This is a genomic window from Bradyrhizobium sp. USDA 3262 (assembly GCF_054060035.1).
Genome location: NZ_JBSSCT010000001.1, coordinates 7,027,962 through 7,049,339, shown reverse-complemented (window position 1 = coordinate 7,049,339; position 21,378 = coordinate 7,027,962). Strand labels below are relative to the sequence as shown.

The 21,378-nt window shown below is 59.3% G+C and carries 17 protein-coding genes; all 17 read left to right on the top strand.

Features of this window, described 5'->3' with window-relative positions:
• The first annotated feature begins 26 nt into the window (after window positions 1-26).
• The 17 genes from ACVWYP_RS33310 to ACVWYP_RS33230 all read left to right on the top strand — a co-directional run bounded on the left by ACVWYP_RS33310 (window position 27) and on the right by ACVWYP_RS33230 (window position 21,333).
• Entirely contained in the window at window positions 27-980 is a 954-nt protein-coding gene (locus ACVWYP_RS33310) for a glycosyltransferase family 4 protein (protein ID WP_304496245.1), read from the top strand.
• 170 nt (window positions 981-1,150) lie between these two features.
• The gene (gene asnB / locus ACVWYP_RS33305; protein WP_304496244.1) at window positions 1,151-2,965 is read left to right on the top strand and encodes an asparagine synthase (glutamine-hydrolyzing); all 1,815 of its coding nucleotides are present in this window, start codon (window positions 1,151-1,153) and stop codon (window positions 2,963-2,965) included.
• Window positions 2,962-4,065, top strand: coding sequence for a glycosyltransferase family 4 protein (locus ACVWYP_RS33300; protein WP_028343102.1), 1,104 nt, complete (start codon window positions 2,962-2,964; stop codon window positions 4,063-4,065). Before asnB (ACVWYP_RS33305) ends, ACVWYP_RS33300 begins: the two co-directional genes overlap by 4 nt.
• The gene (locus ACVWYP_RS33295; RefSeq protein ID WP_028343101.1) at window positions 4,062-5,279 is read left to right on the top strand and encodes a glycosyltransferase family 4 protein; all 1,218 of its coding nucleotides are present in this window, start codon (window positions 4,062-4,064) and stop codon (window positions 5,277-5,279) included. Before ACVWYP_RS33300 ends, ACVWYP_RS33295 begins: the two co-directional genes overlap by 4 nt.
• 138 nt (window positions 5,280-5,417) lie before the next feature.
• Window positions 5,418-6,059, top strand: coding sequence for a winged helix-turn-helix transcriptional regulator (locus ACVWYP_RS33290; RefSeq protein ID WP_028343100.1), 642 nt, complete (start codon window positions 5,418-5,420; stop codon window positions 6,057-6,059).
• A complete protein-coding gene (gene nusG, locus ACVWYP_RS33285) occupies window positions 6,056-6,580 on the top strand; it encodes a transcription termination/antitermination protein NusG (RefSeq protein WP_028343099.1) in 525 nt (174 codons plus the stop codon). The genes ACVWYP_RS33290 and nusG overlap by 4 nt, the downstream gene beginning before the upstream one ends.
• 118 nt (window positions 6,581-6,698) lie before the next feature.
• Window positions 6,699-7,640: a Gfo/Idh/MocA family oxidoreductase gene (locus ACVWYP_RS33280; RefSeq protein WP_304496243.1), complete on the top strand. Its 942-nt coding sequence runs from the start codon at window positions 6,699-6,701 to the stop codon at window positions 7,638-7,640.
• On the top strand, window positions 7,637-8,233 hold the full coding sequence (locus ACVWYP_RS33275; protein ID WP_304496242.1) for an acyltransferase: 597 nt from the start codon (window positions 7,637-7,639) through the stop codon (window positions 8,231-8,233). Before ACVWYP_RS33280 ends, ACVWYP_RS33275 begins: the two co-directional genes overlap by 4 nt.
• An 87-nt stretch (window positions 8,234-8,320) precedes the next feature.
• The gene (locus tag ACVWYP_RS33270) at window positions 8,321-9,127 is read left to right on the top strand and encodes an ABC transporter permease (protein WP_080686883.1); all 807 of its coding nucleotides are present in this window, start codon (window positions 8,321-8,323) and stop codon (window positions 9,125-9,127) included.
• Window positions 9,114-10,631 carry an ABC transporter ATP-binding protein gene (locus ACVWYP_RS33265; protein ID WP_304496241.1) on the top strand — a complete coding sequence of 506 codons (1,518 nt, stop codon included), beginning with the start codon at window positions 9,114-9,116 and terminating at the stop codon, window positions 10,629-10,631. Before ACVWYP_RS33270 ends, ACVWYP_RS33265 begins: the two co-directional genes overlap by 14 nt.
• A gap of 8 nt (window positions 10,632-10,639) precedes the next feature.
• Complete coding sequence (locus tag ACVWYP_RS33260; protein ID WP_304496240.1) at window positions 10,640-12,094, top strand: hypothetical protein; 1,455 nt, start codon at window positions 10,640-10,642, stop codon at window positions 12,092-12,094.
• Window positions 12,095-12,298: 204 nt separating this feature from the next.
• Window positions 12,299-13,216: a class I SAM-dependent methyltransferase gene (locus ACVWYP_RS33255; RefSeq protein ID WP_304496239.1), complete on the top strand. Its 918-nt coding sequence runs from the start codon at window positions 12,299-12,301 to the stop codon at window positions 13,214-13,216.
• A 91-nt stretch (window positions 13,217-13,307) separates the two neighbouring features.
• On the top strand, window positions 13,308-15,254 hold the full coding sequence (gene asnB / locus ACVWYP_RS33250; RefSeq protein WP_304496238.1) for an asparagine synthase (glutamine-hydrolyzing): 1,947 nt from the start codon (window positions 13,308-13,310) through the stop codon (window positions 15,252-15,254).
• A gap of 78 nt (window positions 15,255-15,332) precedes the next feature.
• A complete protein-coding gene (locus ACVWYP_RS33245; RefSeq protein WP_304496237.1) occupies window positions 15,333-16,931 on the top strand; it encodes a glycosyltransferase in 1,599 nt (532 codons plus the stop codon).
• Between the two features lie 15 nt (window positions 16,932-16,946).
• Window positions 16,947-18,140 carry a glycosyltransferase family protein gene (locus ACVWYP_RS33240; RefSeq protein WP_304496236.1) on the top strand — a complete coding sequence of 398 codons (1,194 nt, stop codon included), beginning with the start codon at window positions 16,947-16,949 and terminating at the stop codon, window positions 18,138-18,140.
• Window positions 18,141-18,161: 21 nt separating this feature from the next.
• Entirely contained in the window at window positions 18,162-20,072 is a 1,911-nt protein-coding gene (asnB, locus tag ACVWYP_RS33235) for an asparagine synthase (glutamine-hydrolyzing) (RefSeq protein ID WP_304496235.1), read from the top strand.
• Between the two features lie 22 nt (window positions 20,073-20,094).
• Window positions 20,095-21,333: a glycosyltransferase family 4 protein gene (locus ACVWYP_RS33230; RefSeq protein ID WP_304496234.1), complete on the top strand. Its 1,239-nt coding sequence runs from the start codon at window positions 20,095-20,097 to the stop codon at window positions 21,331-21,333.
• Window positions 21,334-21,378: the final 45 nt, after the last annotated feature.

The following is a 21,378-nucleotide window of genomic DNA, read 5'->3' as shown; positions in this document are numbered from 1 at the left end:
CGGAAGCATTCGATGGACAGCCAGGGTTGGCCGCGGCACTCGGGCTTGGTCTCGATCGCGGAGCCGCGGCGGCGTTTCGAGACGCCGGGATTGATGTCGTCGTCGAATCGGCACGTTTCTTTGGTTGGCGGCTCGCGCGTCCGGCGGTGGCATGGATTCCGGATCTGCAGCACCGCTCTCTGCCGCAACTGTTTCCAGCGACGGCACGCTGGCGCCGCGAGCTTGGCTTTCGCATGCAAATCGCCTCGGGCCGAACCATCATGCTGAGCAGCGAGAGCGCGCTGCGTGATTTCAAGGCCTATTATCCGAGCGCAAGAAACAAGGTCTGCGTCGTTCGCTTCGCGACCCAGCCGCCGGCCGCGTTCCTGAACACCGACCCGTCGGAAGTGATCGCGGCATATGATCTGCCTGCGAACTATTTCTACCTGCCCAATCAGTTCTATCGCCACAAGAACCACCAGCTCGTCGTCGACGCCTTGACGATCCTGAAGGGGCGGGCGGTCGACGTGGTGATCTGTGCATCCGGCAGCAAGGAAGATCGGCGCGAGCCGGGCTATTTTGATCTGGTCAACTCCGAGATCCAGAAGCGCGGCCTTGAAGCGCACTTCCGCCACCTTGGCGTTATCCCGCTGCCGCATGTCTACGCGCTGCTGCGCGCCTCAACCGCACTGATCAACCCATCGCGCTTCGAGGGCTGGAGCACGACCGTCGAGGAGGCGAAGTCGTTTGGCGTTCCGATGATCCTGTCTGATATCGACGTGCATCGGGAGCAGACCGCCGGTAGCGCCCGCTATTTCGGCGTCGACGATCCGGTCGCGTTGGCGGACCACCTGATGCAGGCCGCGCAGCAGGCGCGCGGGCCCATCATTCGCAACGTCGTCCCGCACCAGGACGATAACGTCAGCGCGTTCGCAGCGAGTTTTGCGGCGACAATGCGACAGGCCGCAGGTCGGGAGGGTGGTGAACAGATCGGAAGATAGACGTTAAGTCAGCTCGCGCGAGCGCTCCTTCACCCGGTGAGGTTGACGTTCATCGCGTGAACGGGTTAGAGGTGAGCCCAGGCGCCGGATGGGATTTCAAGCCATAGCGGCTCGAATGCGTTTCCCGTCGCATTGTCCACGAAACCCAAGCGGATATAGGTCAGTCACTCGTGTGCGGCATATTCGGCCTAGTCGCCAAGAACGGGCTCGTTGATGCTGATCAAGTCGATCGACTGACCGATCTCGTCGCTCACCGCGGTCCGGATGGACGCGGAGTGAGAGTCAATGGCGCGGTCGGGTTAGGGCACCGGCGGTTGGCCATCATCGACTTGACCGACGACGGCGCGCAGCCGATGCGCGATCGACTGCTTCCGATCTGGATCACCTACAACGGTGAGATCTACAACTATCTCGAGCTTCGTACAGAACTCGAAGCGCTCGGTCACGTCTTTCATACCGCCTCCGACACCGAGGTCTTGCTGGCGGCCTATGTCCGCTGGGGCGAGAAGTGCCTCGACCGTTTCAACGGCATGTGGTCGTTCGCGATTCACGACGAGCGCGACAATACGCTGTTCTGCGCGCGCGATCGTTTTGGCGTAAAGCCGTTCTACTTCGCAAACACGGCGACGCAGTTCGCCTTCGGCTCGGAAATTCGCCAGCTGCTTCCCTTGATCGGGCGTTCGATCGCGGACGACGATCTCGTCAGGGATTTTCTCGTCTGCGGTTTGAGCGATCACACCAGCCGGACCTTCTTCAAGGGGATCGAGAAGCTGCCGCCCGGACACAAGTTGCGCGTCGACGTGTCGACGGGGCGGATCGAGATCGAGCGCTATTACTCGCTAGCGCCTCGTTTGACCGTGGGGAACGAACAGGATGCGGCCAGGTTACTGGCGGAGCTGCTCGACGACGCGACGCGCCTGCGCCTGCGCTCGGATGTTCGCGTCGGAACCTGCTTGTCGGGAGGTTTGGACAGTTCGAGCGTCGCGACGCTGGCCGCAAGGCACTACGCGTCGTCCTCCAATGGTCGCTTCTTTGCCATCACCGCGGTGAGCGAGCAGGCGGCGAACAACGAGGAAGCCTACGCAGCCGATGTCGTGGAAAAGGCCGAGCTGAACTGGTTGCGCACCAAGCCGAGCTATGAGGATTTCGCATCGACCGCGGAAGCCTTGCTCGAAGTGCAGGAAGAGCCGTTCGCTGGTCCCTCGATCATGATGCAATACGAGGTGATGAAGACGGCGCGCGCGAACGGCGTGATTGTGCTGCTCGATGGTCAGGGAGGCGATGAGACGCTGCTGGGCTATCATCGCTATTATGCGGCGTGGCTCCGCGACCAGCTGGATCGCTCCGGTGTAAGGGGATTTTTCACCGCCTTCCGCGCGGCCACACAGGCTGGCGTTTCGGCTCAACGCTTGCTGATGTACCTGTTTGGCGCCAGCTCGGCGGTGCTAAGGGCCACATTCTACCGTTGGCGATATGCCTTCCTGAAGAACCCGGACTTGCCGGAGTGTCTTCGCCGTTTTGCGCGGGAGACGAGGGACGCGCAGGAAATGCAGGTACTGGAGATCACGGAGACCAATCTGCCGATGCTGCTCCGTTTCGAGGACAAGAACTCGATGCGGTTTGGGATCGAGACGCGATTGCCGTTCCTGGATTACCGATTTGTTGAGTTTGCGTTGAGCTTGCCAACGCGCATCAAGTTGAACAACGGGTGGACGAAGTGGCCGCTCCGTGCAGCCATGCAGGAGGTTCTTCCGACCAGCATCTCCTGGCGCAAGGACAAGATCGGTTTCGCCGCGCCCGATCAGCTATGGCTCAATCGACACTCGCCTGCGATGTATGAAAAGGTGGCCGGCAGCGCACTGCTTGCTCGGTACGCGGACATGGCTGCGGTGAAGAGGAAATTTCACCGGCTCGACCTCGGAATGCGCTGGCGGCTCTATTGCGTGGCGCTTTGGGCTGAACGCTTCGGGGTTGAAGCTCCATGAAGATCTGCATGTTGTCGAGTGTCCATTCGGCCGATGACATTCGAATCGTCGAGAAGGAGGCGCGAAGCCTCTCCGAGGCCGGTCACGACGTGACTGTCGTGGCGCGATCACCCCGTCCGAGCGATCCAGGCCGCATTGAATTCAAGTTGATCGAGGTGCCGCCGGTTGCCCGATGGAAGCGCCCGTGGGTCGTGGGACGAGCGGCGCTCGCGCTTGCCCGCGCGACCGGCGCGGACGTCGTGCAATTTCACGATCCCGAACTGATTCCCTTCGCGCTGCGGCTGAAGAGTCGACGTTGCAAGGTGATCTACGACGTCCACGAGGATGTGCCGGCGGACATCTATTCCAAGAGATGGATTTGGCCCTGGATGCGGCCCGCTGTGGCGCGCGCGATGGAACTGGTGGAGCGGAGCGCCGCGCGACGTTTTGATGCGATCGTGGCTGCGACGCCGGCCATTGCCGATCGCTTTCGCGTCTATGGTGCAGCCGTCACGCTGGTGCGAAACACCGTGCGACTGGGCGAATTCATCGAGCCGACGCCGACGACGAGGCGCCGGCGGCAGGCGGTTTACGTGGGCCGGACGAGTTTCGATCGCGGGTTGGTCGAAATGGTGGAGGCATGTGCCGCGGTGCGTTTGCCGCTCGTGCTCGCCGGGAGCATCGGCCGCGAAGAAGAAGCCTGGCTCGAGAAATCTTCCGCCGACGTATCATACCGGGGTAGGCTCGGGCGGGGCGAGATAGCGGCGCTGCTGAACGAAAGTCTCATCGGTCTCAATCTGCTGTTGCCCGAACCGAATTATTTGCTGTCACTTCCAACCAAGCTTTTTGAATACATGGCCGCCGGGCTGCCCGTCATTTCAAGTGACTTGCCGAAATCAAAGGAGATCGTCGAGGCGGCGGAGTGCGGATTCGTCGTGTCGCTCAACGATCGCGCGGCGCTGCTGAACGGCCTGTCCATGCTCGCGGATGACCCAGAACGGGCGATCCGATTGGGGCTGGCGGGACGGGCGGCGGTCGCCAGGAATTTTAATTGGCAGCATGACGCGCTGGAGCTCAACGAACTCTACCGACGATTTGCCTCGCTCGGAGCGGTGGCATGAACATCTGGCTGCTGCATCCTTTTGCAGGAGGCCCGGGCCTGGGGCGCCACTATCGTCCGTTCTGGCTTGCCGACGCCTGGAAACAGATGGGGCATCGGGTGCTGGTGGTCAGCGCCGCCTTCCATCATCTACACAGGCAGCCGCGCGTTCCGGGGCCGCAGCGGATCAACGACGTCGACTTCTGGTTTCTGGATACACCGCGTTATGCCGGCGGCAGCCTGGGGCGGCTTCGGAACAACCTGAGCTTTGGGCCGGCCTTCCGCTCGGCAGCGTCTGCAATCGCCGCGCAGTTCGGCAAACCGGATCTGATGATTGCGTCGAGCCCGCATTTGTTCTTCATCTCGGCGGCAGATCAGATCGCGCGGCAATTCGATGCCAGGTTCTGGCTGGAGGTCCGCGACCTCTGGCCGGAGAGCATCGTGGCGCTTGGAATGACCCCCGCCTGGCATCCGCTGATGAAGGTGCTCGGCTGGAAGGAGCGCTCAGCCTATCGCGCGGCAGATCGCGTGATCTGTCTGTTGGCCGGAGCTGAAGCCCATATGCGCGCGCGTGGCTTGCCGTCTGGTAAGTTCACGTGGATCCCCAACGGAGTGTCCGACGGTGAAATACAGAGCGCGCTGACGATCGAAAATCTGGGTCACCCTCTGATCGATCGCATCAATCTGTTGAAGCGGCAGGGCAGGCGCGTCGTTCTCTACGCCGGCGGCATGGGCCCTCCAAATGCCGTGGAGGCCATTCTCGACGCGGCTTCCATCCTCGGCAAAGCAAACCCCGAGATCCATTTCGTGATGATCGGTTCAGGCACCTCGAGGGAGGCGTTGAGACAGCGGGCGGCCACGCTAGCCAATGTGGAGTTTCACGATGAAGTCGATCGATCGGTCGTGCACGGCATGCTGCATGCCTCCGATTGCGCCGTCGTGGCCTTCCACAACAACGCGCTCTATCACCATGGCATCAGCCCGAACAAACTCTTCGACTACTGCCTGTTTGCCCCGCGGAGCGTCATCGCGTGCGAGGGCAGGGCGCTCGCGGGGCTTGAAGAGCTGGTCACGTCTCGATGTGCACCGGATGATCCGCCAGCGCTCGCCAAGTCCCTGGTCGCGGCGCTGAATGGCCCGGAGCGTTCGCGGGGCGATCGGATCGCCGCAGCCCGGCAGTACAGTTACTCGGTGCTGGCAGCGCGATACTTGACGCCATTGGATGACCACGCTTGACATTTGGTGGGGACGAGATGTCGGCTCATCCGATAAATTCTTTTTAAAAACAATGACTTGATCTGTTCATCGCGTGAACGATTTGGCTTGACGTTCATCGCATGAACGCGCTAATGCACGCCTTGCAGGAATTGGCGCATGGCAAACACACTCCCGACGGACGACAGAGACAGCGACCGACTTGTGCTCGGTCTGCTCACCTCCGTTGAAATCGACGGGGCGCGCTCGCAGCGGCGCATCGCGGCGGAACTTGGAATCGCGCTTGGCTTGGTCAATGCCTATTTGAGGCGCGCCATCAAGAAGGGGTTCGTCAAGGTTGGCCAGGCGCCGGCCCGTCGATATGCCTATTATCTCACGCCCCAGGGCTTTTCCGAGAAATCAAGGCTCACCGTTGAGTTCCTCTCTTCGTCGTTTTCGCTCTTTCGAAGAGCCAAGGAAGAGTATTCGCGCGTGTTCGATCGCGCTCAGGTGCTGGGCTTCAAGCGAATTGTTTTCGCCGGGAAGTCCGATCTTTGCGAAATAGCCATCTTGTGCGCCGTGGACAGCCCGGTGTCCATCGTTGCCGTTGTCGATGCCGATGAAGCCGCGTCACACTTCTTCGGGATCGAAGTGGTGCCATCCTATGCCGAAGTGGCCGAGCCGTTCGACGCGGTCGTCGTTACACATCTCAACAAGGCCAGGGATGTGTTCGATCAGGCTGTCGATATGTTCGGGCCGGAAAGAGTATTGACGCCGGACCTGCTGGGGTTACGTCCGCCTGGCGTGCAGAGAGTGGAATGATGGCAACGGAAGCGCAGCTCGGCCTCAGCTGGTATGTCGTGCAGACGCACGTCAATGCCGAAGTGAAGGCGGCGGCCAATCTGGTCCGCCAGGGATTTGGTGTCTATCTTCCGCGCTACCAAAAGCGCCGCAGTCACGCACGCCGGGTCGACGTCGTCGCGCGGCCGCTGTTTCCGCGCTATCTGTTTGTCGCCATCGATCTCGCAACGCAGAGGTGGCGCGCTATTCAATCGACACTCGGTGTTTCCCATCTGGTCTGCTTGCATGGCAGGCCGGCGTCGGTGGAGAACGCCGTGGTCGGGGCGTTGAAGGCGCGTGAGGACGAAGCCGGTTTCATCGCGCTCTCGCGTCGGTCTCCCTTTGCACCCGGAGACAAGGTGCGGATCACCGAGGGGGCGTTCGCTGATAGTCTCGCGCTGGTGGAAGGCGTCAGCGATCATGAGCGTGTCGCGGTCTTGCTCGACCTGTTGGGGCGCAAGGTGCGTGTGATGGTCGGCGCCAATCTGATTGCCGCGGCCTGACGGCGTCTGCCGTCGGCAGGCGTGGTGGTAGAGAAATCCGGCTCGGGGTGGTGCTCGATTCACCCCGAGTGCGGTAGCTTGGAAAAATTGAACTTCGTTGGGAGGCGTGAGAAGCCAGATGCATTCGTTTGCGTTGATAGGAGCAGCCGGTTATGTGGCGCCGCGTCACATGCGGGCGATACACGCGGTAGGCGGAGATCTGAAGATCGCCTACGATCCAAATGACTCAGTCGGCATTCTGGATAGTTATTTTCCCAATGCCCACTTTTTTACCGAGTTCGAACGATTTGATCGCCACGTCGATAAGCTGCGGCGGCGTGGCGAGAAAATCGACTACGCGTCGATCTGCTCACCCAATCATCTGCATGATGCGCATTGCCGGTTCGCCCTGCGATCAGGAGCCGACGCAATTTGCGAGAAGCCGCTGGTTCTGAATCCATGGAACATCGACGGTCTCGCCGAGATAGAGCAGGATACCGGCCGGCGCATCTCGACCATCCTGCAGTTGAGGCTTCATCCCGCCATCATCAACCTGCGGGAGAAGTTCGGGACGAGCAACAAGCGCCACAAGGTGGAGCTCACTTATATCGCCTCACGAGGCCGCTGGTATTACACATCCTGGAAAGGCGAGGATGCCAAGTCGGGAGGGGTCGCCACCAATATCGGTGTGCACTTCTTTGACATGCTGAGCTTCGTGTTTGGTTCGGTCAAGCGCAATGAGGCGCATCTGCGCCAGCGCGAGCGGGCGGCCGGATTCCTCGAATGCGAGCGGGCAGACATCAGCTGGTTTCTGTCGGTAGACAGCAATGATCTGCCGCCTGATGTGCAAGGCAAGAAGACGACCTTCCGCTCGATCACCGTTGATGGTGAGGAGGTCGAGTTCTCGGAGGGCTTCACCGATCTCCATACGCGGAGCTACCAGGAGATTCTGGCAGGGCGCGGTTTCGGCCTCGACGACGTGCGGGCTTCGATCGACATCGTGTCTGCCTTCCGCCAGGCACCATTGACCACCGGGCATGAATGGCAGCATCCGTCCGCGCGTGGGGCGTCGTCCAAATGAGCGAGATGAAGGATGATCCGCGATTTCCGGGCGTGCTGATCCACCCATCCAGCTACGTGGACGATGGCGTGATCATCGGGCGAGGTACCAAGATCTGGCACTTCTGCCACGTGCTTCCCGGCACCGTCATCGGTCAGAATTGTTCGATCGGACAAAATGTCATGATCGGGCCGCGCGTAAAGATCGGCGCCGGGTGCAAGATTCAGAATAATGTGTCGCTCTACGACGGTGTCGAACTCGCAGACGACGTGTTTTGCGGTCCGAGCTGCGTGTTCACCAACGTCAACAATCCGCGTGCCGATGTGTCGCGCAAGGACGAGTTTCGAAGCACACCCGTCGGGCGTGGCGCCAGCATCGGTGCCAACGCCACTATCGTGTGCGGCCATTCGCTCGGGGAATACTGCTTCATCGGCGCCGGCTCTGTCGTGACGAAGAATGTGCCGGCATTCGCCTTGATGATTGGCAATCCGGCGCGACGGGCCGGCTGGATGAGCCGAAGCGGAGAGCGGCTGGGCGCAGATCTGGTCTGTCCGCGAACCGGCGAGAAATACAAGCTCGACTCGTCAGGAGCGCTCAGCGCTGACGCCGGCTAGCGTCGTGCAATTCGAGGAAGTCGATCGACGGGGCAGACCAAGGCCCAAGGAGCTTCTTCTCCACCGCATCGATGAAGCTGATGGAAAATGAAATACTCATCAAATCTGAATGTTTTTCGACTTCTTTCGATCTACGGAGCGCGCGTCATCGAGGGGGTGGCTCACGACGTGCGCCAGCGTTATCTTGGATCAGTGGTTGGCATTGGTTGGGCAGTCCTTCTGCCCGCGATGCAGCTAAGCATCTACGCCGGATTGTATGCTTTCGTATTCAAGGTCCGCCCCAGCGGTCTCAATGAGTGGGGCTATATCCTGCTGGTCTTCTCCGGGCTGGTTCCGATCATGGCCTTCAACGAAGCGCTCACGAGCTCAATTTCCTCGGTCTCTGCAAACAAGAATCTGCTGCTCAACACGGTGTTTCCCGCGGAGTTGATCCCGCTGCGATCTGTGGTGGCGGCGCACTTCCCTCATCTGTTCGGTCTCGCAATCACGCTCTGCCTGGGCTTCGTTCTTGGGCGAACCGATTGGAAGGCCATCGTGCTCGTTCCCGTGTGTTGGCTCCTCCTGCTGATGTTTGCGACTGGAATTGGATGGATACTTTCGCTTGTCTCGTTGATTGCGAAAGACATTCAGCAGGTCATCGGACTGGTTCTTATGGTCATGATGATCATCAGTCCGTTCGCCTATACTCCGGAGATGGTTCCGGGTGTCATGAAGCCGCTGCTTCTCCTGAATCCGCTTTCCTACTTCGTGCTGACGTTTCAGCAGCTCATCTGCTACGGCAACTGGCCCGACCCCCGCATTTTCGGCGGCGCAGCTCTGATAGCGATCACGAGCTTTATGGTGGGATACTCGTTCTTCCAGCGCGCAAAGGGTGTGTTCTTTGACTACGCTTGAGCAGTTCGCGATCAAGTTCGAAGCGGTTTCCAAGATCTACAAGCTCTATGGAAGTCAAGGCGACCAGCTGGTCGACGTTCTTGGCCTGCAGCGCTTCGGATTTCGAACCCGCCAACAGCCGAAGATTTTTCCTGCGCTCAGCGACATTTCCATCGCGGTGCCGCGTGGCCACAGGATCGGGATCATCGGGCGGAACGGGGCGGGAAAGACCACGCTGTTGAAGCTCGTCTGCGGAAATTTCTCGCCGACACATGGATCGGTGTCGGTGAATGGGGAAGTTCAGGCACTGATGGCCGCGGGCCTCGGGTTTCATCCGGAACATACCGGGCGGGAAAACGTCGAAGCTTCATTGCAGTACAACGGCCTTCGCAAGGACGAGTATCGGGACGCAATCGAGGGAATCATCGAGTTCTGCGAGCTCGGCGACTTCTTCGATCAGCCGATCAAGACCTATTCGTTGGGCATGCTGGCGCGCCTGATGTTTGCCGCCGCAACCGCGATCCGGCCGGAGATATTGATCGTCGATGAAGTCCTCGGCGCTGGGGATGCTTACTTCGTCGCAAAATCGAAGGCCAGGGTGGAGGCCCTGGTGCGAAGTGGCTGCACGATGCTGCTTGTTTCCCACTCAATGCCGCAGGTACTCGAGCTGTGCAGCGAAGTGATCTGGCTTCACGAGGGCAAGATCCGCATGCAGGGGGATGCCTTCGCAGTGGTGAAGGCCTATGAGGAGTTCGTGCACGGAGGGGGCGATCAGCGCTTTCAGGCGCCCGTGGTTTCGTCTGCCGCCGGCGACGATGGCGCAGCGGCAAGGGCTGCTGGTTCAGTGTCGCTGCCAGCGCGATCAGAAAAGCCCGCGGATGGCAAAGCAACATTTGATCGAGAGGTCTTGTTGCAGGAGCCGCATTTCGCTCCACACGCGACGGCAGCTGTTTTTCCGGCGATCGAGCCGCCCCGGGATTTCAAGTTCGTCGCGCGTGGCGGGCTATCGAGATGGGCATCAAGCGGCGATTTGAAGCTGTCCGGATTTACGATGGTCACGGAGCGCGGAGAGACCAACAGATTGATGGCGCTGGCGCCGGCCAAGCTGGTGCTGAATGTGGTTGCCTGCGTGGATGGGGACTTTGAGTGCCGATACGGCATCGTCGTGCTCGACTATTTGGGAGCATGCCGGGCAAAGCTCATAAGTCCCCCCGACAAGTTTTCCGCGACGAAAGGACAAGAACGCTGCGTGGAGATGCTGTTTAATCCAGTGCAGCTCGGGCCGGGTGAATACGTTGTAAGCCTCAGTATCCATGGGGCCGATCACCTGGCAAAATTCAACGGCACCGTGCGTCACGACTTGTTGTCGCGAAGCTTCGATCTGATCGTTGAGGTTCAGGAATCTCTGGTTGACGTTTCCGCGGACTTCTTTCATTCGGCGGAGTGGCAGTTCGCTCCCGATCAGGACTCGGGTTCGAGCTTGAATCCGGAGGCTCGGCATTTGCTGGATACCGAGATTCGATGACAGGTCGAGTGATGCGGGTTCTGGTAGCCTATTCGGCTGCCGCGAATGTTGTCCCGACAACATTGGAATACCTTACTGCGCTGAAGGACCTTCCCGGCTGCGAAGTCCAGTTCGTGCATTGCACGGACGACGCACGGCTGAATTTTGACATCAATGAATTCGATGTCCTGATCAACAGCTACAGTGCGCGGCTCTGTTTTGATTGGTACTTGAACCCCGATTACGTGCGAGCCGTTCTGTCGTTTCGTGGCCTGAAGATCGCAATAGCGCAGGACGAGTACGATCGGACAGGTGTGCTGCGGAGTGCGATCAGGCGCCTCGGCTTTCACGTTCTGCTTACAAGCGTTCAGAAGGAATTCTGGCCGCTTGTGTACCCCGCGATGCAGCTGCCGGGTGTTGCTTTGAGGCAGGTGCTGACGGGATACGCGCCGGCCGCACATCCGGATCGCCGGATCAAGCCGCTGGCTGAGCGACCTTTTCCGATCGGTTATCGCGGCCGTCAAATCGGCGCGAGGTACGGACGACTCGGCTTTGAGAAATTCGAGATTGGCCGCTACATGGCCGCGCTTTGCGATGAGTTGGGCCAGCCGCACAACATCAGGACTGATGAAGCCAGTCGAATCTACGGCGAGGACTGGTTCAACTTCATCGGTGACTGCCGAGCTATGCTTGGCAGCGAGAGCGGAAGCAACGCCTTCGATTTCGACCAGGAGCTCGAGCGGGAGATTGAGCGATTCCGTGCCCTGCATGGCCGTGCGCCTGAATATCCAGAGCTGGCTGACTTCCTGGCGCCTTTCGAGCAGCCATTTGATACCGGACAGGTCTCTCCGCGTGTGTTCGAATGCGCTGCGATGATGACGCCAATGATTCTCTTTCGAGGACGCTATTCCGATGCGATCGTCCCGGATGTTCACTACATCCCGTTGGAGAAAGATTTCTCGAACGCCCGCCATGTTCTGGCACAGCTTGACAATCTTGAGTCCCTGCAGGGCTATGTGGAACGAGCTCACGAACATCTGATTGCATCTGGTAACTACAGCTACCGTGCGCTCACTTCGGTGATCGCGTCCGCGATTGAAGAGCTTTATCCAAGCGTCGTCACAGATCCCGAAAGGCAACATTGGCAGTCGGTTGCGCAGCCGTGGCGATCTCCCCATGATCCGCAGGATCCCTACACGGTCGCATTGTCGGAGGTGCCCACCGACGTACCTCAGTTGTCAGCCTATCTGTCTGCCAAGCAGGACCATCTAAGGCAGCTGCTCGAACCGAGGAGCGAGCCGCAAAATGATGCTGTGCCTCGAGCCGCGGATGATGTTCCGCTGGCCGAAGATGATGCTCGTCAGGCGGCGGAGCCGGTCGAGCCGGATATGAGTCCGGTTGGACCCATAGGGAAAATGTGGAGAGCGGTGCGTGGAAGGGTCAGAAGCCGGGTCAGTCCGCTGTTGGCTTGGTTGGCGAGGTAACTTCTCTGATCGCCACCGGCAAATGCCGAAAGGCGCTCATGTCAGGGCCGTCTCGGCTTCGTTGGCGCCGAGGTGAGTGTTGATCTCGTGGCCGGCAATTTCGCTGAAGGACCAACAAAGTGGCACGGCGGGCGTTTGACGTTTTGGGTCTCTACGTCAATTCGGTAGGAGCTTAGATCAATGTTGAGGCGAATAGGAGCATCTTTGGCGAACAAGTTTAAGGGCGGCCGCACGGTGCTTGCGGCTGCGACCTCGCCTCACACCGAGGCCGATCCCTCTTCTGAATCTTACTGGAGCGACTTCAACGTCACGCTCCATAAGAAATTCTCGTCGCCGGCCGAGTCTCTCGACTATATGCATTGGCGAAACGACCAATATGTCGACTACATCAAGTTTCTGCCGGTTTCGTCTCACGATGGCGAGGTGATCGTCGATTACGGCTGCGGTCCCGGTCACGACCTGGTTGGGTTTCTAACGTATTCCCGCCCTGCAGCCGTGTATGGCATGGACATTTCCCGCCCGTCGCTGGCGGAGTCGGCGGATCGCCTGCGCGTTCACGGGTATGATTGCAAGCTTATCCATGTATCCGAAACTGACGATCGCATCCCCCTTGATGATGGAACGGTTGATTATGTGCACTGCTCCGGAGTGCTCAATCACGTCCCGAGCCCGGAGAAAATTCTGAAGGAGTTTCGGCGAATCCTAAAGCCGTCGGGATACGCGCGGCTGATGGTCTACAATCGCAACAGCATCTGGGTTCATCTGTTCGTTTCTCACGTCTTGCCGGCGAGCGACGCAAAATATCGCGGTCTTTCGCGTGAGGAAGCCTTCAGGCGATCTACCGATACTTTCGACTGTCCGATAAGCCGAAATTGGACGACGCAAGAGATGAATGAGCTTGCGCGCATTTCGGGGTTCAGTGCCAAGCACATCGGGAATGCGGTTTCCATCTTCGAAATGTCGTTGCTGCCGCAGCGGTTCACGCCGATGATGGATCGATCCTTCGACGCTGAAAGTCGTCAGTTTCTCTCGAGGCTGGAATTTGATGCCAGAGGTGTGCCGTATGTCGACGGACAGGCCGCCGGAATTGACGGCTGCTACGAGCTTCGGAAAGTGGAATGACATACTCCGTGTACTCGAAGACACTTTCCATTGCTCGTTGCGGTAGTCGCGCGAGTGGGCCGAGTGTCCTGACTCAGATGTCGTATCGCTGATGTGCGGCATATTCGGCGTGTTCGATCGCGGTGGATTCCGCATGCCACCGAGGGATCTCCTCAAGGGGTTGTCCGTTGCTGCGCACCGTGGTCCTGACGGAGAGGGGGCCGTCTGGTTCGATACGCGACAGGGCAGGGGGAAAGTTATTCCCGACGGTGATTTGTCTGCAAATGGAGATGAGGCCAATCTCCTTCTTGCGCACCGGAGGCTCGCCATCATCGACCTGTCGGACTCCGGCCATCAGCCGATGGCGTCCGATGACGGGCGACTCTGGATCACCTACAACGGCGAAATTTATAACTATCTTGAACTGCGCGCCGAACTGGAGGGGCGCGGGGCTATATTCCGCTCTCATTCCGACACGGAAGTCATTCTTCGAGCCTATGAGGCATGGGGACCTGATGCTTTCACCCGCTTCGTCGGAATGTGGGCGCTCGCAATCCTCGATCTTCGCCAACGTCACCTGATTCTGTCGCGCGATCGTTTCGGGATCAAGCCGCTTCACTATGCTGCGGTCGGCGACCGCTTTGCGTTTGGTTCGGAGATCAAGCAACTGCTTGAAGTCCCGTGGGTGCCACGGACGCTCAACACCCGAGCGGTGTACGATTATCTTCAGTACGAGATTTCAGACGTCAGTGACGAGACGTTTTTTGCCGGTATCAGCAAGCTCCGTCCTGGAAGGACGCTCGTATTGCCCCTGGACCAGGGCGGGCTGGACGAGCGGCGGTACTACACCCCCGCCGCGGGTCCCGTGCTCGAGGGCATTTCGCCGGAAGAGGCGGCCCGACGATTCCGCGAACTGCTTCGCGAAAGCGTTCGCATCCATCTACGCGCCGATGTGCCGGTGGGTACCTGTCTTTCGGGCGGACTGGACAGCGGCGCCATTGCGGTGCTGATGCGGGATATTTCACAAGAATCGCAATTGCCGGTCGAGAGGCACGCGTTTAGCTGCCACTTCGACATCGCCGTAGCGAATGAGTTGGAATTCACCCGGCAGAACATGGCTGCAGCCGAGGTGCAGCCGCATTTCATTGAGCCGGGCGACAGGGACATTGAGGCGGACCTGCAAGCTCTCATATGGCATCAGGACGAGCCCTTTGGGTCGACCTCCATCTTCGCGCAGTGGTCGGTGTTTCGCTTGATACGCGATACGGGCGTGAAAGTGGTGCTCGACGGGCAGGGGTCGGATGAGATGCTCGGAGGCTACGCGAGCACTGTACCGCACTTCTTCCTGGAGATGGCTGCGAAGGGGCGGTTCCTGAAGGTATTGCTTGAGAGCTGGCAATGGTCCCGCATGCAAGGAACACCTTGGCATACGGCTCTTCCATGGAGCCGGCTGCGCGGGATATTCGCCGCCCTGGCTGGCGGGAAATCGCCACCAGCGAGCGCGCCTCAGCTCCCCTGGATGCGGGCGGATTTCGAACGAGCATGTGCTGACGCATCGCGGACCAGATTGCAGTTTTTTGAGACCGAGTGGGACGCCAAGGCGCCATTCGCGAGCGTGCTTCGCCGCTTCTTCTTCGAGAGCAACCTGCCGGCGCTGCTGCGCTTCGAGGATCGAAACTCGATGGCTTTCTCGGTTGAATCCAGGGTGCCGTTCCTCGATCATCGTTTGGTTGATTTTGCATTTGCGCTTCCGTCTGACATCAAATTCCGCGGCGGCTACGCGAAGCGTGTGCTGCGTGACGCGATGGATGGAATTTTGCCGGAACCTGTCAGGATGCGCGCTCGAAAGATGGGCTTCGCAACGCCGGAGCTGCACTGGCAGACAACCGTGTTGAGTCCTCTCATCTCGGATGCCGTAAACTCGGATGCTCTTGCCGATTTCATCGACCGCGACGGCGCCCGCGCCGCTTTCTCGAATATCAAGGAAGCTGGCCGTCTCGACTTTTTGCCTTGGCGTTGGCTCAATCTCTATATGTGGCGGAAGCAGTTCAATGTCTGATCGCTCTCACGTATTTTCGTTTCTTGTATCGTGGAAGCCTGGACTCCCGAACTGCCTGATTGCTGGGTGAAGAATCGGATGAAGGACGTGGACCGCAGGCCCGTTGTTGTTTCGCTAACGCCGCTGCCATTGTCGGCTGACAGCCGGACGCTCAAACAAGTCACCTCCGTGCATCGGTTTGGATTCAAATCGATTGTTATCGAGGGGGCGCCGAGCCGCCTTGCCGATGAGGCAATCCCGTTCGAGATCATTTCGATCGGCGCCCGCGCTGAGCCTCAAACGTCCACTGATGCTGCGCCAGTCGCGGCCGAAGCGGTCGCAGCTCCACCCCCCGTGGCTGAGGAGAAATTAGCTGCCGCTGCTCCAGATCCCGTTGGAATTCAGGATATCAAGAGCCTGTCGATACTGCAGCGATGGCCTATTGGCCGGCTTGCCCTTCGTATTCCAGGCTTGAGGCGTGTCGCGCGCGCCCTGCAGCGCAACCTTCTTCGAGCGCTTGTTTCCCTGAAGGGAGGCAAGCAACTCCAACAGCGTCCCTCTATCGCGCAGATCATTTTCGCTCTTCCCTACGCGATGATCCTGCTTGCCAGGGAAGTCGTGGGGTGGTTGCCCACTCGAATTCTTCCTCCTGGAATCTCCCAATCACTCCGTGCTGCTGCCATCAACCCTCTGGCCTTCGCTAACTATCTCGCGACGTACCTCGATCAACACGTCTTTGAGGTCCTTTCCGTCACTCCTCGTGCCGATCTCTACTATCTTCACTCATTCTATCAATTTCCTGCGGTTTTCCTGCTCTGCCTTCGGTATCGAGCCAGGATGATCTACGACGCACATGATTTCTATCAGCATCAAAAGGAGGACCCCACTGTCTCCTCCTATTGGAAGAAGTGGGTGATTCCGTTCGAAGGCGCGATTGAGGCCGCATGTATCCGGTTCGCCTCCGACGTCGTGACGGTCAATGAGGGTATCGCAGCCCTGATGCGCGAACGGTTTCGGTGCGAGCCGGTGATCCTGCGCAACGCGCATGATTTCCGGTTGGATCGTCAAGTTCCCCGGACAATCCGCGACGCGATTGGTCTCGCGCCGGAAGCGTTCCTCGTCGTGTTTATCGGAAACTATAAGTCGGGCATGACCCTCGAAGGCGCCTTCGACGCTTTGGTATCCCTGCCGAAGCACGTTCATCTCGCATTCCTTGGCGGACGCTATCCTGATTGCAATGATGCGCTCGCGACGCGTGGCCTGGAAGGCCGCGTGCACTTCGTTCCGCCGGTGCTGCCGCAGGAAATCGTCCCCGTCGCTGCGTCAGCCGACGTCGCGGTCCTGCTCTATTTCAAAAGGACTATCCAATATCCCAACATCCTGCCGAACGGCTTCTTTCAGTCGGTGGCGGCAGGGTTGCCGCTGGTTTATCCCGATCTCGAGCAGATCCGACGCGTTGCCGAGCGCCACAAGCTTGGAATCATGGCCAATGCACAGGACGCCAACGAGATCAGATCAGCGCTCCAGCTGCTGGTCGAGAATGACGAAGTTCGCGAGACCTTTCGGGAAAATGTTCGGGTAAGCCGTCAGGAGCTTTGCTGGGCGTATGAGGAGCGCACGCTCGAGCCGCTTCTTAATCGACATCTCAGCAAGTCGGCTCCAAATGTGTCGCGCATTGAAGACAAAGTTGCGCACTGACCGAGAAGTAACAAGGTGACAAAGAAGAAAGTTCTTTTCCTCGACCAAAACGGAACCGGGAAGGTCGTCCTGACGGCTGCGACGGTGCTGCGTGGTGTTTTTGGCGTAAAGGCAGGTGCTCAGCCTCCCGGCCCGCTCAAGCGCAGTGCACTGGTACGCAACCTCTATGCGCATTTGTATGACTTCAACCAGCGCCTCTCATACGTTAGGGACTGGCGCGATGCGTTTTGCCGGTCTCCCAAGCTCGATGTAACGGTTTGCGACATCAACAACCTGGTCGATCTTGGACGTCACCTGCTGCGCATTCGATCTTACGATCTCATCATCGTGTCTCATGTCGCGGCCGGCGACGACCTGTCGCTGATTAGCCGAGCGGCTCCATTCCTGGCCCGCCGCGCTTGTCCCATCATAGTATTCCTTGGCAACGAGTATGATCTGCTCGATCAGAAGCTCGAGTTTTGCCGGGAGGTGAAAGCCGAATTCCTCTGCAGTCAGCTTCCCATTGCGGCAGCCGAATATCTCTATGGCGGGTTGGAAGGAACGCGCATCCTTGCGACGCCGCACGCGCTCAATCCTTCCGTATATTCACCGCAGCCTGATGCGCGTCGTGATATCGACGTGGGGTTTGTCGGTGACATCTATTGGCCCTTTGTTGGAGATCGAGAACGAACCGATCTGATTGGGTATTTTGAAAAGCACGGCGAGGAGCTGGGCATTCGATGTGACATTCGAGGTGGCCGCTCGTCGCGAATGCCGCGCGACGATTGGGCTGTCTTCCTCAATCGCTGCCGCACCTTGATCGGCGCGGAATCTGGGACCTACTACCTCAATGAAAAAGGCGCGCTTCTCGATCGCGCCAGAACCTACAACCTGAAGCAGAACCAGGATGCCAGCTTCGAGGAAGTGTTCGAGAAGTTCTTTATTGGCGTCCCCCGCGGCGTGTCGGGCAAGAGCATCTCGTCAAGGCACTTCGAAGCGATTGGTACCAAGACCTGCCAAGTCCTGATCGAAGGAGGCTATAACGGCATTCTCAGGGCCAACGAGCACTATATCCCCGTGCGGTCCGACCTGTCGAACGTCGACGAGGCTGTCCGTGCGCTCCGGGACGAGACGCATTGCCGCGAGATTGCGGAACGTGCCTATGATTTGGCGATGTCCGGGCACACCTACGATCATCGCGTGGCCGACATTTTGGCACGCGCTCTTTAGCCAATGGGCAGATAATTCAAGATGTGCGGAATCGCGGGAATCCTGAATTTTGATCGGCAAAGGCCGGTTGATCGCGAACTGGTCGTGGCGATGACAAGAGCTGTCGCCCATCGAGGTCCGGACGCCGAGGGCATATGGGTGAACGGCCCTGTGGGGCTGGGTCACCGTCGCCTTTCGATCATCGACCTCTCGGTGGCCGCCGAACAGCCGATGGTTTCCGACGACGGACAGGTCCGCATTGTCTACAACGGCGAAGTCTACAACTTCGTCGAGCTGAGGCGCGAACTGCAAAAGAGAGGCTATGCCTTCCGAACCTCGTCCGATACCGAGGTTATTTTGCAAGCCTATCGATGCTACGGCGTGGACTTCCTGACGCGGTTGCGAGGCATGTTCGCGCTGGCGATCTGGGATGCCGGGCAAAGGACGCTGCTGCTCGCACGCGACCGGATCGGGATCAAGCCGCTCTACTATCATGTTGGCCAGGACGCCGTATCGTTCGCATCGGAGTTGAAGTCACTTCTGGCGGACCCGCGCACGCCGCGCGAGGTCGATCAGGCGGCGCTGGCGGACTTCCTTCATCTCCTCAGCATTCCGGATCCGCAATCAATTCTGAAGGGAATTCGGCGGCTCGAGGCCGGTCACGTGCTTATCGTTCGCGGACGTGATGTGCAGGACCGCGAGTACTGGAGCGTTCCCTTGCCGGCCGCTCCGCGCGCTCTTTCGCTCGCCGACGCTTGCGCTGAATTCGATGAGCGTTTTGGAAGCGCCGTTCGAAGCCATCTTGTCGCGGATGTACCGGTGGGCGCTTTCCTCAGCGGTGGGGTCGACTCGAGTTCGGTCGTCGCCTTGGTCGGGCCGCAGGCCAGCGCCGGCATGCGAACCTTTTCTGTCGTGTTTCGTGGGGATGAGGTTTTCGACGAGGGACCTTATGCCAGGGCCGTGGCGGAGCGCTATGGTACCGCGCACCGGGAGATAGACCTCGGCGCGGAGGCGGGCGACTTTCTTCCCGCGATGGCCTGGCACTGCGATGAACCCTTTGCCGTGTCATCGGCGCTCGGGATCTACTTTCTGGCCAAAGCGGCGAGGGACGACGGAATCAAGGTCGTTCTGACGGGCGACGGCGGTGACGAGGTGTTTGCCGGATACGCTTGGAGGCACCAAGACTTCGTCCCGCTGCGCGGGCAAAAATACGGCCCCCTGCAGCGGATTCTCGCTCGGACTGGAGCCATCGGCAATCGAATTGCTCCGGGACACCGGTTGTGGCGCGCAATGAGCAGGGATCAGCGAGAGTCGGGGCGCTATATCGACAGTTATGCGTGCTTCCGGGACATGGATCTCGTGGATTTTGTGCACCCTGATCTCTGGCCTCATCTAAAGGAAGCGTGGTCGAACAATATCACGGCCCAACACTACGATGCGACGATCGGTCAGCCGGAGCTGACGCGCAAGCTCTACACCGATATGAAGTCATCGCTGATCAGCGAGATGCTGACCAAGGTCGATAGGCTCACAATGGCCGCTGGCGTTGAGGCGCGCGTTCCATTTCTGGATCACGAGCTGGTCGAATGGGCATTCTCATTGCCAGGCGATCTCAAGATCAAGGGAAGCGAGGGCAAATTGATCGTGAAGAAAGCCATGGAGTCGCATCTGCCAACCGACATTCTCTACCGCCCCAAGGCAGGCTTCAATCTGCCGCTTGGCAAGTGGCTGCGGACTGGGTTGAAGGACATGGTCTATGACCTGCTTTCGCCAGCAAGCGTCGCGCGCAGGGGATATTTCAGACCCGATGTTGTCTCGACAATGGTGGATCGTCACATGAAAGGCGGCGACGATATCGGCAACCGGCTGTTCGTGCTGCTCATGCTCGAGCTTTGGCACCGGCAAGTTCTTGATCCCGGCCATTCTGCAATGACCGTCGGTTCGGCGGCTTAGCGGGACGAAGGTGGCAGCTTCGATGACCCGTCCGTTGAAGATTCTGGCGATTGGTTACGCTACGAGCACCCATGTCGTGAACCGGGTGCGCTGTTTTTCCCCCTTGGGGCACAAGGTCTACCTGCTGAGTGCTCCTCCCGCCGCCGGACTGAGCGAAATCATAGAACTCACGCCGTCTGTTCGCCCTGGACAGGATGAATGGATCTCGCGCCTTGTGCGTTTGGGCAGCAAGCTGGCCCGGCGGGATCTGAGCGGACTGTCCGATATGGCGCGGCTGTTCTTCGATTTCCGTCGGCTCGTCAGGACGACAAACCCGGACGTCATCCATGTGCATTACGCATATAGCACCTGGGCGTGGCTGGCAGGCGCTCTGGGATTTCGACCTCTGGTGGTCAGCGTCATGGGGGGCGACGTCCTCTACGAAGAGCAGGGGGCGCCGACGCAACGCGGAATTGCGTTGACCAAGAGACTCTTTGCGGTAGCCGACCGCATAACGGCAAAATCCGACTTCCTGATTGGCAAGCTCAATGAGCTCGGCGGCTACGGCAGCAAAGCGACGCGCGTGGTGTGGGGAGTTGATCCGCAGCAGTTCCGGCCGATGGATGCGTCAGCGCTTCGCGCCGAATGCGGAATTCCGGAAGGCGCCCGGGTCGTGCTCAGCCCGAAGATCCTTCAGCCGTTCTATAATATCGATGTCCTTGTCGAAGCCATGGCGTTGGTGGTCAAGCGGGTTCAGTCGGCGCATCTGGTTGTCACGGAATATGCTGCCGATCCGCAGTACCGCGCAGAACTCGTGGCGCGGATTGAAGCGCTCGGCCTCGCGCGCCATGTCAGCTTTGTTGGCCGCATCCCCCATGACCAGATGCCGATGTTCTATTCCATTGCGGAAGTTGCTGTCGGAATCCCGCGCTCGGATGGCCTGCCGCAGACGCTTCTCGAAGCGATGGCCTGTGGGGTCCCAAACGTCGTCGGTCGGCTCGATCGCTATGGTGAGATTGTCAAGGACGGTGAAAGCGTACTGTTTGCCGACATCGATCCCGCTGATGTCGCCAATGCGATCCTTCGCCTGCTCGAGGATGAGGCCTTGCGTGAGCGTATCGCTGCCAGGGGGCGGACTATCGTTGTCGAACAGGCCAACTTCCCCATCGACGTGCAGCGTGTCGAGGCGATGTATCGGGAATTGGCCTCGAAGCCTCGAAAGCGCGCCTTCTATCGTCCGCTCATGCTGGTCGATGTGGTCCGCTACTGGCTACGCGTCTGACATGAGCTTGCGCCCCCACTCCTGGACTCCCGACCTTATTTCAAT

What these genes read in the sequence shown, in the direction of transcription:
- ACVWYP_RS33300 (WP_028343102.1), top strand. Translation starts at nt 2,962, where the DNA reads ATGAAGATCTGCATGTTGTCGAGTGTCCATTCGGCCGATGACATTCGA.
- ACVWYP_RS33295 (WP_028343101.1), top strand. Translation starts at nt 4,062, where the DNA reads ATGAACATCTGGCTGCTGCATCCTTTTGCAGGAGGCCCGGGCCTGGGG.
- ACVWYP_RS33290 (WP_028343100.1), top strand. Translation starts at nt 5,418, where the DNA reads ATGGCAAACACACTCCCGACGGACGACAGAGACAGCGACCGACTTGTG.
- nusG (WP_028343099.1), top strand. Translation starts at nt 6,056, where the DNA reads ATGATGGCAACGGAAGCGCAGCTCGGCCTCAGCTGGTATGTCGTGCAG.
- ACVWYP_RS33280 (WP_304496243.1), top strand. Translation starts at nt 6,699, where the DNA reads ATGCATTCGTTTGCGTTGATAGGAGCAGCCGGTTATGTGGCGCCGCGT.
- ACVWYP_RS33275 (WP_304496242.1), top strand. Translation starts at nt 7,637, where the DNA reads ATGAGCGAGATGAAGGATGATCCGCGATTTCCGGGCGTGCTGATCCAC.
- ACVWYP_RS33270 (WP_080686883.1), top strand. Translation starts at nt 8,321, where the DNA reads ATGAAATACTCATCAAATCTGAATGTTTTTCGACTTCTTTCGATCTAC.
- asnB (WP_304496238.1), top strand. Translation starts at nt 13,308, where the DNA reads ATGTGCGGCATATTCGGCGTGTTCGATCGCGGTGGATTCCGCATGCCA.
- ACVWYP_RS33245 (WP_304496237.1), top strand. Translation starts at nt 15,333, where the DNA reads ATGAAGGACGTGGACCGCAGGCCCGTTGTTGTTTCGCTAACGCCGCTG.
- asnB (WP_304496235.1), top strand. Translation starts at nt 18,162, where the DNA reads ATGTGCGGAATCGCGGGAATCCTGAATTTTGATCGGCAAAGGCCGGTT.
- ACVWYP_RS33230 (WP_304496234.1), top strand. Translation starts at nt 20,095, where the DNA reads ATGACCCGTCCGTTGAAGATTCTGGCGATTGGTTACGCTACGAGCACC.